The organism is Sutcliffiella sp. NC1 (assembly GCF_027594365.1).
Classification (GTDB): Bacteria; Bacillota; Bacilli; order Bacillales; family Bacillaceae_I; genus Sutcliffiella; species Sutcliffiella cohnii.
Genome location: NZ_CP115153.1, coordinates 183,728 through 196,950 on the forward strand (window position 1 = coordinate 183,728; position 13,223 = coordinate 196,950).

A 13,223-nucleotide genomic window follows, 5' to 3' on the forward strand; every position below is an offset into this window, starting at 1 on the left:
CCCCTCGATTTATTGCTTAAGATAATGTATGAATTCCGTATATCTTTGACACGGGGTAAATGCAGTCATTAATTAAAATGATAAATGAATATAATGGAATAAAAGTTTTAAATGTGGAGGGAAATTATGATATTGGTAGTAGGTGGAGCAGGGTATATTGGTAGTCATACAGTCAAAAGTTTACTTGATCATAAATATGATGTGGTTGTATTAGATAATCTTTCTACGGGACATATTGAAGCCGTTGATAAGAGAGCCATTTTTACAAAAGGTGATATGAAAGATACAAACTTATTAACAAATATATTTGAAAATTATTCAATATCGAATGTCATTCATTTTGCTGCCAATTGTTATGTTTGAGAATCAATAACAGAACCTTTGAAGTACTATGAAAATAATGTAGCGGGTACGATATCATTACTTAAAATGATGAGAAAGCACCAGATTACCAACTTAATCTTTTCCTCAACTTGTGCAGTTTATGGAAATCCTAATATAGAAAAAATAAATGAATCAACTTTAACAGCCCCAATTAATCCTTACGGTCATTCAAAATTAATGATTGAGCAAATTATTAAAGATTTTTCTATTGCTTATAGATTAAACTATATAATTTTACGCTATTTTAACGCAGCTGGGGCAGATCACTTTGGAAGAATTGGTGAAGACCATCAACCTGAAACACATTTGATTCCAAATATACTCTTTCACTTACTTGGCAGATCAGAACATATTAGTGTTTTTGGCGATGATTATGATACGGTGGACGGTACGTGTATTCGTGATTATATCCATGTTACTGATTTAGTGAATGCACATATATTAGCACTTGAAGGCCTAAAAAAAGAGAAGGCAATAAATAAAATTTACAATGTCGGTAATGAAGAAGGGTTTACTGTAAAAGAAGTGATTAATAAGTGTGAAAAAGTTACCGGTAAGGAAGCAACTATACTATATAAGCAAAAGCGAAAAGGTGACCCTAGCAAATTGATCTCCTCTTCAGAAAAGATTTCTAAAGAATTAGGGTGGGAGCCAAAGTACTCATTGGAGGATATGATTGAAACTGCTTGGAAGTGGTTTTCACGCTTTCCTAAAGGTTATAAGAGCAAATAAAAAGTATACGGTAAAGGGGCAACATCGCTTTTCTCCATATAATATGCACACATAAAGAAGCGTAAGAAATACGGCCTTAAAAGCGATCGTCGTGCTTTTTTCTTAAAAAGGTGGCAATACATTCAGAGGGTATCTCAATTATAATGAGGTACCCTTTTTGTTTCTATAAAAAAGTATGAAATCCTCAAAGCTTGATAGAAATAATAATAAACTTTCTTCATTATGGGAATAAGATAATTGGGCTACAATATAAAACTTGAGAGTAAAAGGAGATAGAAAATATGTCAAATGCAAAATTAGCGGTTGTATTCTACAGTATGGGCGGAACTAATTATCAGTTAGCAAAATGGGCAGAAGAAGGAGCGAAAGAAGCAGGTGCTGAAGTTAAAGTATTAAAAGTACAAGAATTAGCACCACAATCAGTCATTGAAGGTAATGAAGTTTGGAAATCGACTGTTGAAGCTACGAAAGACGTTCCAGTTGCCTCAGCTGATGACATTGAATGGGCAGATGCAATTATCTTTAGTGTGCCGACACGTTTTGGAAATATGCCGTCTCAAATGAAGCAATTCATTGATACTTTAGGTGGACTATGGGCTAGCGGTAAAACGGTAAATAAGGTTGTTAGTGCGATGACTTCAGCACAAAATCCACACGGTGGACAAGAAGCGACTATACTTTCATTGTACACTTCTATGATGCATTGGGGTGCTATTATTGCAGCTCCAGGATATACAGACCCAGTTCTTTTTGGGGCAGGTGGAAATCCATATGGGACAAGTGTTACAGTTGGGCAAGATGGGAAAATGATTGAAGATGTTCAAGTGGCAGTAAAACACCAGGCGAAACGGACGGTTACCGTTGCGGAGTGGGTTAAGAAAGGAAATCAATAGGTTATTGGATTAAAGTGTGTTCACTAGAAGGCAAGGTAGAATCTCTCAAAAATAACATCATACGAAAGAAGTTGCAGTAATGGATAGATTTTATAGGAAGCTCGCTTAAATAGCGAGCTTTTTATTATATGTTGTATAAATACCTAAGTGAATATTGTTGAATAGAAAAGTAAAAAAGGCTTTTATAGGAAATAAAATTGTATTAGTGCGTAGGAGATAAGGAGAACTTATTTACAATAAATTACATAATATATATCAAATATTTTGGCATAAAAAGGAGGGTTTATTTATAGAGGTAAATATCGATTATATAAAGGAAAATAACGAATGTATAGGTGCTGGTAGTGAAGGAAAAGTGTACAAGTTATCTCATGACACATGTATTAAAATATATAAGAAGCGTGGGGATGCTAGGGAAGAAGCGAAGGCATTAAAACATGGAGCAGGAACTAACTATCTTCCTAAATTATATAAAACAGGGCAAAACTATAATGTAATGGAATATATAGAAGGAAAACCGTTGGATGTATATTTGAAGCAAAGAAAAGTATTAAGTAAAGAACTTGCTAAAGAATTAGTATTAATGCTGAAGGATTTAGAACATATAAAGTTCAATAGAATTGATGCTCGATTAAGGCATATTTTTGTAAAGGATGACCAAAATATCAAAGTTATAGATCATGTTAGTGCTTTTAGATATAAAACAGATTATCCTATTCACCTTTATAGAGGATTAAAAAAATTGGGGTATCTAACAGTTTTTTTACAACAACTAGAAAAATTAGATCCCCCTTTATTTAAGCGTTGGGAAAAAGCAAGAATGCATAAATAAGTCATTTTATATAATCTAAGGACATTTCCTTTCTTGGAAAAACGTACTCATTCTTTCTACGCATGAGGTGTGTTTACAGGTTAAACACTATTTGTATGAAAGGGTGAGAAAAATGAATGTAGTCACAACCTTTAAAGAGAAGCGAAGAGAAAAGCAACAGAAATATGAGCGGAAAATGCTTCGTGAAATCTCAGTAGAGCTCTTGAGAAACAAGGTAAGAGAGTTTTTTGGACCACAACTAAAGATGAATGGGCGTCCTATCGAAGCGGTGGAGGAAGGTTGTCTTGATGTAGCAATTGAAGCGTATTTGTTAGGCGCCTCATATGGAAAGTTTGGTTACCAAGGAGAGAATGAAGAAAAGGTGCGAACAAGATGCTATAGAGAAGAGAAATATTTAATTGATACTTTATACGATTACTTTCTATATTGGGGAGTATTTTGTGAAAGTGATATGGAATGCGAATCGTTTTATTATAAATGTGAATCGTTTATTTTATATTGGTGGAGAGATGGTTTTGAAAAAAGCATAAAAAGATATCGTATGAGACTACATTAATAATCATAAACTCCCCCCTTGTCCCATATAGTGTAAGGAGGACATGCGGGAGGGGAATGTATGAGAAAATGGCAGTTTTGGGCTTTTCTTACCGGAGCTCTTTTGTTGATATATATCGTTCAATTTCAATTTTTTAACAAAGATACGTGGGAGCAATGGAATTTACCTTTGTCCGGGAAAATTATAATTTTAGACCCTGGACATGGTGGCCCTGACGGTGGAGCGGTAGGGGGAGATATTTTAGAAAAAGACGTTGCTCTCCAAGTATCCTTATATTTAAAAGATTTTTTACAAGAACAAGGTGCATTAGTCATGATGACAAGGGAAGAGGATGTAGACCTAGCAAGTGAAGGTACAAGGGGCTATAGTAGAAGAAAAGCGGAAGACTTACGAAAAAGAGTGGAAATGATTAACCATTCGGATGCGGATCTCTTTTTAAGTATACATCTTAATGCCATTCCTTCACCAAAATGGCGGGGGGCCCAGACATTTTATTATCGATCAATAGAAGAAAACCAACGTCTTGCCAAATTTGTTCAAGACGAATTCAGAAAAAACTTAGAAAACACAAATAGAAGTGCAAAATCCATAAATGGAATTTATTTATTAAAGCATGCGAATATACCAGGTGCATTAGTGGAAGTTGGTTTTTTATCCAATCCTAGCGAGCGAGAACTATTACGATCTGAAGAATATCAAAAAGCGTTAGCGGCATCTATTTATAACGGAATTATGCGCCATTATACGAATGAAGTAGAAGCACCAGAATAGTAAAAATCAAGCTCGCTTAAATAGCGGGCTTATATTTGTTTTATATAAAATCATACTTTGAAAGTGTGAGTTTCTTTATTCTCCAAAAGAATAACGATATGTTATACTAATATTGTAAACGAATTCAAAATACATAAGGGTGGGGTCAACGTGATAACAAAAGACAAAGTTATTGAAGTACTTGGTAATCTTCAAGATCCTTTTTTACATAAATCTCTAGTAGAATTGAACGCAATTGAGGACATTTCAATAAAAGAGGAAAAAAATCATGTGAGTGTAAAAGTAGCAATCGCAAAAACTGGTACTCCTGAGCAAATGCAGCTTCAAACAATGATTGTAGATGGACTTAAATCCGCTGGGGCAACGACTGTTGGGATTCGTTTTTCCGAGTTACCAGAAGAAACGTTAGCTCAATTTGGAGTGGCAACAGAAAATACAACAAACTTATTAAATAATAATAAAACAACATTCATTGCTATAGCGAGTGGTAAAGGTGGAGTCGGTAAATCAACGGTATCTGTTAACTTAGCAATTGCGTTAGCTCGTCTTGGCAAAAAAGTAGGGCTTATTGATGCAGACATTTATGGATTTAGTGTTCCTGATATGATGGGAATTACAAAACGACCTGTAATAAGAGGAGAACGAATCATTCCGGTAGAAAGAAAAGGAGTGAGCGTTATTTCGATGGGCTTTTTTGTAGAAGACAACTCTCCTGTAATTTGGAGAGGCCCGATGTTAGGAAAAATGTTAAATAACTTTTTTACAGAAGTAGAATGGGGAGAGTTAGATTACTTGTTGTTAGACTTACCTCCAGGGACTGGTGATGTAGCACTGGATGTGCACTCTATGTTGCCATCCTGTAAAGAAATTATCGTAACAACCCCTCATCCAACTGCTGCTTTCGTTGCGGCTAGAGCGGGTGCAATGGCTATCAAAACAGACCATCAAGTAATCGGTGTTATTGAAAACATGTCATACTTTGAAAGCAAAGTTACAGGAGAGAAGGAATATGTGTTTGGAAAAGGTGGCGGTGAAAAGCTGTCTGAAGAACTACAGGCACCTTTACTTGGACAACTTCCTTTGCAGCAGCCTGATTGGGATGATGAAGATTTTGCGCCTTCTGTATATCAGGATGACCATCGTTTAGGGAAAATTTATTTAGATATTGCCCAGAAAGTAGTAGAACTAGCATAAATATAAAAGAGGAATCGTCATGGACGGTTCCTCTTTTACCACTTTTTGCGAGGAAGATTAACCTCCTCCTCCTCCACCACCTTGGCCGCCGCCACCGCCGCCACTTTCTCCTTGGCCACCGCCACCTTGCTGTTGTTCTCCACCTTGACCTTGCTGACCACCTTGCATTTCTTCTGCACCTTTTAATAATATTTCCTGTATTTTTGCTTTGAATAGAGGACTTTCAAACGTTTCTGTTATTACTTGTTGTAAATGGCTACGCATTTCTTTACTACTCATTATTTTTATATATTGCTGTTGCATTTCCGGGTCTTGTAAAATTTGCATCATTAAACCTTGGTATTCTGGGTCTTTCATTAAGTCTTTTATTAACTGTTCATGCTCTTTTTCCATACTTTTAGAAAAAGACTCAGCAAACTTAGGGTCTTGGAAAATTTTCGTCCAAAATTTTGCACCGTTTTCACTTGTTAAAGTTTGTTCGATAGATTGGCTTACAATTTGCTGATCTAATACTAGTTCTTGCTTTAATTCTTCATCTTGTAATACTTCCTGAATAGCCTTTTTACCTTCATCAGTTTTTAGAATATCGACAACCATCTTTTTTGTTTGATCGTAATCAGCCTGCCCACCACCTTGGTCATTTGGTGCACAGCCGACCATGCTTATAGGGAAAAATATTGTTAATAGGAGCAATAAAAGCAGCCTTTTCAAAGAAGACAGCTCCTTTCATAAATGTATTAGCTATATTTAATATGGGTAAATTTTTACGAAATATACAAATTTGAAATTGCGAGAAGGTGGATTTTTCAATTACCAGTTGATACAATCAAGGGAGGAATTTTAATCTTTTCTTGGAGGAACTGAAAGTGAATAGTCGAAATTGGGTACGTTTGTTCCTAACCACTTTATTAATTGGAGCAGTTTCTACTGTAATTGTAGGATTTGTTGTTAGGTGGAATGAACATCAAGATTTATTTATTAATGGAGAAATATTAGAAATATTATCAGTAACATTTTGGTTTATTGGAGTAGGACTTATATTTAGTGTTGTAAGCCAAATGGGCTTTTTTGCTTATTTAACAGTGCACCGTTTCGGTTTAGGAATTTTTAAATCGTATTGGAAGCTTGTGCAAATCGTATTGATTGTTTTTGTATTATTTGACTTAGTATATTTTAGATATATTGCATTCGCAAACGAGGGGGAGAGCTTACTACCTTACTTAGCAATTCCTATATTCCTTCTCATTTATTCTCTTTTAGTTGCTTATATTAAAAGTGGCCAAACTAATAAACATGCGTTCGTACCTGCGATATTCTTTATGGTAGTCGTAACAACAGTAGAATGGTTTCCGGTATTGAGAGCTAACGAGCCCGCTTGGCTTTTATTAATGCTGTTTCCACTACTAGCATGTAATTCGTATCAATTATTAATATTGCATAAAATTAATCAACAATCGGTTCAAAAATAAAAACGTCCAAAAGGACGTTTTTTTTATTTTATTTCAGAGCTATTTGCTTTTGCATTTGTAATTAATTGAGAAACAGTTTTATTTTCATAACCTTCGTTCTTTATATGTTGAATAATATCCGGAAGAGCATCTTTCGTTTGCTTTGCTGAGTCGGAAGCATGTAGCAGGATGATATCTCCGCCTTTAAGGTTTTTAATTACATTATCTACAATAATATCTTTACCAGGGCTCATCCAGTCATGTGAATCAACACTCCAATGAATTATAGTAAAGCCTAACGAATTGGCAATTTGTAAAATCTCTTTATTAAAGCTTCCGTTTGGTGGACGGAGTAATTGTATATTTTTCACACCTAATTTCCGGAATGCATCTTGTGCCTGTAGGATATCCCTTCTCACTTTTGCTGGTTCCATTTCGGTATAGCTATGCTCGTGACTATAGCCCATACTCCCAATTTCATGTCCATCCTTTGTAATTCTTTCTACTATTTGTGGGTGTCGCTCTGCCCATGAGGCTGATAGAAAAAAAGTAGCACCAGAAATTCCATTTTCCTTTAAAACATCTAAAATTGGGATAGCCTTTTCATCTCCCCAACTAATATCAAAAGTTAATGCAATCTCTTTTTCATTTCCCTCTCCTTTGTAAATAGCTTTAGGTCCATCCTTAGAAGAGAACACTGACTGATATGAGATATTCTCTATATATAAAATACCAGCAGTAAAAAATGCTGCAATTAATATAATTGCAGTTTGCTTTAATTTTTTTCCGTTAATGATAAAGAAAAAGTTCATCATTCCACACCTTTCTTGTACAAGTCCTTACTAAAAAGTATTCATTTGGACAAAACTTATGCTAATAATGAACATTTTTTTAAAAAAAGGTTTCATAAAACATTGATTTGTGGAAAAAAATAGTATGGACCGAAAAAATTAGAAGAGGTGGCCCAACATTGATAGGCATGCTATTAAACAAAAAAGAGGTAAAAGAAATGGAATATTTATTAAAAAGAGAGCTAGAGGAACTGTTATTGGACTTTGATGATAATCGAATAGATCATCTAGTGAAGCATGCTATGGAAGAAAGATATCAATTGTTATATAAATTATATACGAGAATTGCACCACATTCAGAGTGTGTTAAGTACATAAGAAGAAGACACAATTATACTAATGTACAAGGAAACGAATTTATGTAATTTTTTTTGAAAAAATATTGACGGCGAATATAAAAGGATGTTATATTATATTTCGTCGTTCCGATACAGTATAAAAACGGGGCGATAAAAAATTGAAAAAACATGTTGACATTGAGTGTGAAACATGTTAAATTATAAAAGTCGCTTCTGAAGCGGCGTTGAAAAATGTTCTTTGAAAACTAAACAAAACAATAGCGTGCAAGTCGGTTTTTAAAATCGACAAAACAATAAATTGACGATAAGTCAGCAAACATTTTGAGCAATCAAATACTCTACGGAGAGTTTGATCCTGGCTCAGGACGAACGCTGGCGGCGTGCCTAATACATGCAAGTCGAGCGAACTTCTTTAGAGCTTGCTTTAAAGAAGTTAGCGGCGGACGGGTGAGTAACACGTGGGCAACCTGCCTGTAAGACTGGGATAACTTCGGGAAACCGGAGCTAATACCGGATAATATATAGTACCTCCTGGTACTATATTGAAAGATGGTTTCGGCTATCACTTACAGATGGGCCCGCGGCGCATTAGCTAGTTGGTGAGGTAACGGCTCACCAAGGCAACGATGCGTAGCCGACCTGAGAGGGTGATCGGCCACACTGGGACTGAGACACGGCCCAGACTCCTACGGGAGGCAGCAGTAGGGAATCTTCCACAATGGACGAAAGTCTGATGGAGCAACGCCGCGTGAGCGATGAAGGCCTTCGGGTCGTAAAGCTCTGTTGTTAGGGAAGAACAAGTGCGAGAGTAACTGCTCGCACCTTGACGGTACCTAACCAGAAAGCCACGGCTAACTACGTGCCAGCAGCCGCGGTAATACGTAGGTGGCAAGCGTTGTCCGGAATTATTGGGCGTAAAGCGCGCGCAGGCGGTTTCTTAAGTCTGATGTGAAAGCCCACGGCTCAACCGTGGAGGGTCATTGGAAACTGGGAGACTTGAGTGCAGAAGAGGAGAGTGGAATTCCACGTGTAGCGGTGAAATGCGTAGAGATGTGGAGGAACACCAGTGGCGAAGGCGACTCTCTGGTCTGTAACTGACGCTGAGGCGCGAAAGCGTGGGGAGCAAACAGGATTAGATACCCTGGTAGTCCACGCCGTAAACGATGAGTGCTAAGTGTTAGAGGGTTTCCGCCCTTTAGTGCTGCAGCTAACGCATTAAGCACTCCGCCTGGGGAGTACGGTCGCAAGACTGAAACTCAAAGGAATTGACGGGGGCCCGCACAAGCGGTGGAGCATGTGGTTTAATTCGAAGCAACGCGAAGAACCTTACCAGGTCTTGACATCCTCTGCCACCTCTAGAGATAGAGCGTTCCCCTTCGGGGGACAGAGTGACAGGTGGTGCATGGTTGTCGTCAGCTCGTGTCGTGAGATGTTGGGTTAAGTCCCGCAACGAGCGCAACCCTTGTTCTTAGTTGCCAGCATTTAGTTGGGCACTCTAAGGAGACTGCCGGTGACAAACCGGAGGAAGGTGGGGATGACGTCAAATCATCATGCCCCTTATGACCTGGGCTACACACGTGCTACAATGGACGGTACAAAGGGCAGCAAAACCGCGAGGTCGAGCCAATCCCATAAAACCGTTCTCAGTTCGGATTGTAGGCTGCAACTCGCCTACATGAAGCCGGAATCGCTAGTAATCGCGGATCAGCATGCCGCGGTGAATACGTTCCCGGGCCTTGTACACACCGCCCGTCACACCACGAGAGTTTGTAACACCCGAAGTCGGTGGGGTAACCTTTTGGAGCCAGCCGCCTAAGGTGGGACAGATGATTGGGGTGAAGTCGTAACAAGGTAGCCGTATCGGAAGGTGCGGCTGGATCACCTCCTTTCTAAGGAAAATCACGCTCATTGTTTTGTTTAGTTTTGAGAGATCATTCTCTCTATTAATATTGCGCTTGTGTCTGCAAGTGAACTCTACGATGATGGGTTCCTTAAGCAGCAAGAGCAACATGGAGTAAAGCTACGAAGCTAATCACGATGTGATTGAAGTCAGTAGCCATGTTCTTTGAAAACTAGATAATATAAGTAATCAAGATACATTCACAAGTATCGTTCATCTTAGTAATTTTCTAATGATAACAATTCGCTGTTATCAACGAAACCTAATTTTAGGTTGAATACTAAGACAAATTAGAAGCGAGCAGGTCGAGGAAGCGACTGAGCGAGCGCCGGAGTGTACAAAAGCGTACATGAGGACGTGAGCGAAGGAAGCTGACGAAGAGATGCGACGCTTATCATTTGTCGACGGTTAAGTTATTAAGGGCGCACGGTGGATGCCTTGGCACTAGGAGCCGATGAAGGACGGGACTAACACCGATATGCTTTGGGGAGCTGTAAGTAAGCTTTGATCCAGAGATTTCCGAATGGGGAAACCCACTGCTCGTAATGGAGTAGTATCCTTACCTGAATACATAGGGTATGGAAGGCAGACCCGGGGAACTGAAACATCTAAGTACCCGGAGGAAGAGAAAGCAAACGCGATTTCCTGAGTAGCGGCGAGCGAAACGGAATTAGCCCAAACCAAGAGGCTTGCCTCTTGGGGTTGTAGGACACTCTATACGGAGTTACAAAAGAACGGGGTAAACGAAGCGACCTGGAAAGGTCTGTCATAGAAGGTAAAAACCCTGTAGTTGAAACCTCGTTCTCTCTTGAGTGGATCCTGAGTACGGCGGGACACGAGAAATCCCGTCGGAAGCTGGGAGGACCATCTCCCAAGGCTAAATACTCCCTAGTGACCGATAGTGAACCAGTACCGTGAGGGAAAGGTGAAAAGCACCCCGGAAGGGGAGTGAAAAGATCCTGAAACCGTGTGCCTACAAGTAGTTAGAGCCCGTTAATGGGTGATAGCGTGCCTTTTGTAGAATGAACCGGCGAGTTACGATTACGTGCAAGGTTAAGTTGATGAGACGGAGCCGTAGCGAAAGCGAGTCTGAATAGGGCGTCATAGTACGTGGTCGTAGACCCGAAACCAGGTGATCTACCCATGTCCAGGGTGAAGTTCAGGTAACACTGAATGGAGGCCCGAACCCACGCACGTTGAAAAGTGCGGGGATGAGGTGTGGGTAGCGGAGAAATTCCAATCGAACCTGGAGATAGCTGGTTCTCTCCGAAATAGCTTTAGGGCTAGCCTTGAGTAAAGAGTCTTGGAGGTAGAGCACTGATTGGACTAGGGGTCCTCATCGGATTACCGAATTCAGTCAAACTCCGAATGCCAAAGACTTGTTTCTCAGGAGTCAGACTGCGAGTGATAAGATCCGTAGTCAAGAGGGAAACAGCCCAGACCGCCAGCTAAGGTCCCAAAGTATACGTTAAGTGGAAAAGGATGTGGAGTTGCTTAGACAACCAGGATGTTGGCTTAGAAGCAGCCACCATTTAAAGAGTGCGTAATAGCTCACTGGTCGAGTGACTCTGCGCCGAAAATGTACCGGGGCTAAACGTATCACCGAAGCTGCGGACTGTTCTTACGAACAGTGGTAGGAGAGCGTTCTAAGGGCGTTGAAGCTAGACCGTAAGGACTGGTGGAGCGCTTAGAAGTGAGAATGCCGGTATGAGTAGCGAAAGAAGGGTGAGAATCCCTTCCACCGAATGCCTAAGGTTTCCTGAGGAAGGCTCGTCCGCTCAGGGTTAGTCGGGACCTAAGCCGAGGCCGAAAGGCGTAGGCGATGGATAACAGGTTGATATTCCTGTACCACCTCATTCCGTTTGAGCGATGGAGGGACGCAGGAGGATAGGGTAAGCGCACTGTTGGATATGTGCGTCCAAGCAGTTAGGCTGGATAAGTAGGCAAATCCGCTTATCCTAAAGGCTGAGCTGTGATGGCGAGGGAAATATAGTACCGAAGTTCCTGATTCCACACTGCCAAGAAAAGCTTCTAGCGAGGAATATGGTGCCCGTACCGCAAACCGACACAGGTAGGCGAGGAGAGAATCCTAAGGTGAGCGAGAGAACTCTGGTTAAGGAACTCGGCAAAATGACCCCGTAACTTCGGGAGAAGGGGTGCTCTGTTAGGGTGTTAAAGCCCGAGAGAGCCGCAGTGAATAGGCCCAGGCGACTGTTTAGCAAAAACACAGGTCTCTGCGAAGCCGTAAGGCGAAGTATAGGGGCTGACGCCTGCCCGGTGCTGGAAGGTTAAGGGGAAAGGTTAGCGCCTCGGCGCGAAGCTTTGAACCGAAGCCCCAGTAAACGGCGGCCGTAACTATAACGGTCCTAAGGTAGCGAAATTCCTTGTCGGGTAAGTTCCGACCCGCACGAAAGGCGTAACGATCTGGGCACTGTCTCAACCAGAGACTCGGTGAAATTATAGTACCTGTGAAGATGCAGGTTACCCGCGACAGGACGGAAAGACCCCGTGGAGCTTTACTGTAGCCTGATATTGAATTTTGGTACAGCTTGTACAGGATAGGTAGGAGCCTGAGAAGCCGGAGCGCTAGCTTCGGTGGAGGCGTCGGTGGGATACTACCCTGGCTGTATTGAAATTCTAACCCGCGAGCCTTATCGGCTCGGGAGACAGTGTCAGGTGGGCAGTTTGACTGGGGCGGTCGCCTCCTAAAGAGTAACGGAGGCGCCCAAAGGTTCCCTCAGAATGGTTGGAAATCATTCGTAGAGTGTAAAGGCACAAGGGAGCTTGACTGCGAGACCTACAAGTCGAGCAGGGACGAAAGTCGGGCTTAGTGATCCGGTGGTTCCGCATGGAAGGGCCATCGCTCAACGGATAAAAGCTACCCCGGGGATAACAGGCTTATCTCCCCCAAGAGTCCACATCGACGGGGAGGTTTGGCACCTCGATGTCGGCTCATCGCATCCTGGGGCTGTAGTCGGTCCCAAGGGTTGGGCTGTTCGCCCATTAAAGCGGTACGCGAGCTGGGTTCAGAACGTCGTGAGACAGTTCGGTCCCTATCCGTCGTGGGCGTAGGAAATTTGAGAGGAGCTGTCCTTAGTACGAGAGGACCGGGATGGACGCACCGCTGGTGTACCAGTTGTCTTGCCAAAGGCATAGCTGGGTAGCTACGTGCGGACGGGATAAGTGCTGAAAGCATCTAAGCATGAAGCCCCCCTCAAGATGAGATTTCCTTTAGCGCAAGCTAGTAAGATCCCTGAAAGATGATCAGGTTGATAGGTTCGAGGTGGAAGCGTGGCGACACGTGTAGCTGACGAATACTAATCGATCGAGGACTTAACCAATTTAAATGAACGATATGAATGA

The 13,223-nt window shown here is 41.0% G+C and carries 9 protein-coding genes, 2 rRNA genes and 1 pseudogene; 10 read left to right on the forward strand and 2 right to left on the reverse strand.

From position 1 onward, the window contains the following. The first annotated feature begins 126 nt into the window (after window positions 1–126). The 6 genes and pseudogenes from galE to O1A01_RS01010 all read left to right on the forward strand — a co-directional run bounded on the left by galE (window position 127) and on the right by O1A01_RS01010 (window position 5,362). Window positions 127–1,116 (forward strand): annotated as a pseudogene (galE, locus tag O1A01_RS00985) (UDP-glucose 4-epimerase GalE). Between the two features lie 281 nt (window positions 1,117–1,397). Further along, complete coding sequence (gene wrbA, locus O1A01_RS00990; protein WP_066414128.1) at window positions 1,398–2,009, forward strand: NAD(P)H:quinone oxidoreductase; 612 nt, start codon at window positions 1,398–1,400, stop codon at window positions 2,007–2,009. 355 nt (window positions 2,010–2,364) lie between these two features. Next, window positions 2,365–2,841: an AarF/UbiB family protein gene (locus O1A01_RS00995; protein WP_066414130.1), complete on the forward strand. Its 477-nt coding sequence runs from the start codon at window positions 2,365–2,367 to the stop codon at window positions 2,839–2,841. A gap of 112 nt (window positions 2,842–2,953) precedes the next feature. Beyond that, a complete protein-coding gene (locus O1A01_RS01000; RefSeq protein ID WP_066414133.1) occupies window positions 2,954–3,397 on the forward strand; it encodes a DUF2521 family protein in 444 nt (147 codons plus the stop codon). 60 nt (window positions 3,398–3,457) lie between these two features. Beyond that, window positions 3,458–4,168, forward strand: a complete 711-nt coding sequence (gene cwlD / locus O1A01_RS01005; RefSeq protein ID WP_270065388.1) for an N-acetylmuramoyl-L-alanine amidase CwlD — start codon at window positions 3,458–3,460, stop codon at window positions 4,166–4,168. A 150-nt stretch (window positions 4,169–4,318) separates the two neighbouring features. Next, window positions 4,319–5,362 carry an Mrp/NBP35 family ATP-binding protein gene (locus O1A01_RS01010; protein WP_066414138.1) on the forward strand — a complete coding sequence of 348 codons (1,044 nt, stop codon included), beginning with the start codon at window positions 4,319–4,321 and terminating at the stop codon, window positions 5,360–5,362. A gap of 57 nt (window positions 5,363–5,419) precedes the next feature. Here O1A01_RS01010 and gerD read toward each other — a convergent pair whose 3' ends face one another. Beyond that, on the reverse strand, window positions 5,420–6,073 hold the full coding sequence (gerD, locus tag O1A01_RS01015; RefSeq protein ID WP_443081793.1) for a spore germination lipoprotein GerD: 654 nt from the start codon (window positions 6,071–6,073) through the stop codon (window positions 5,420–5,422). Between the two features lie 155 nt (window positions 6,074–6,228). Here gerD and O1A01_RS01020 point away from each other — a divergent pair, with 155 nt between their 5' ends. Continuing rightward, on the forward strand, window positions 6,229–6,831 hold the full coding sequence (locus O1A01_RS01020; protein WP_066414140.1) for a KinB-signaling pathway activation protein: 603 nt from the start codon (window positions 6,229–6,231) through the stop codon (window positions 6,829–6,831). 23 nt (window positions 6,832–6,854) lie between these two features. Here the strand turns inward: O1A01_RS01020 and pdaB are convergent, their stop codons facing one another. Continuing rightward, complete coding sequence (gene pdaB, locus O1A01_RS01025; protein ID WP_066414142.1) at window positions 6,855–7,622, reverse strand: polysaccharide deacetylase family sporulation protein PdaB; 768 nt, start codon at window positions 7,620–7,622, stop codon at window positions 6,855–6,857. A 158-nt stretch (window positions 7,623–7,780) separates the two neighbouring features. Here pdaB and O1A01_RS01030 point away from each other — a divergent pair, with 158 nt between their 5' ends. The 3 genes from O1A01_RS01030 to O1A01_RS01040 all read left to right on the forward strand — a co-directional run bounded on the left by O1A01_RS01030 (window position 7,781) and on the right by O1A01_RS01040 (window position 13,201). After that, a complete protein-coding gene (locus O1A01_RS01030; protein ID WP_066414147.1) occupies window positions 7,781–8,026 on the forward strand; it encodes a hypothetical protein in 246 nt (81 codons plus the stop codon). A 271-nt stretch (window positions 8,027–8,297) separates the two neighbouring features. Beyond that, window positions 8,298–9,849 (forward strand): 16S ribosomal RNA (locus O1A01_RS01035). A 417-nt stretch (window positions 9,850–10,266) separates the two neighbouring features. Continuing rightward, window positions 10,267–13,201 (forward strand): 23S ribosomal RNA (locus O1A01_RS01040). The 16S and 23S rRNA genes sit together here, the layout of an rRNA operon. The last annotated feature ends 22 nt before the right edge of the window (window positions 13,202–13,223 follow it).

Coding starts and splice junctions, on each gene's coding strand:
- wrbA (WP_066414128.1), top strand. CDS start 1,398: ATGTCAAATGCAAAATTAGCGGTTGTATTCTACAGTATGGGCGGAACT.
- O1A01_RS01000 (WP_066414133.1), top strand. CDS start 2,954: ATGAATGTAGTCACAACCTTTAAAGAGAAGCGAAGAGAAAAGCAACAG.
- cwlD (WP_270065388.1), top strand. CDS start 3,458: ATGAGAAAATGGCAGTTTTGGGCTTTTCTTACCGGAGCTCTTTTGTTG.
- pdaB (WP_066414142.1), bottom strand. CDS start 7,622: ATGAACTTTTTCTTTATCATTAACGGAAAAAAATTAAAGCAAACTGCA.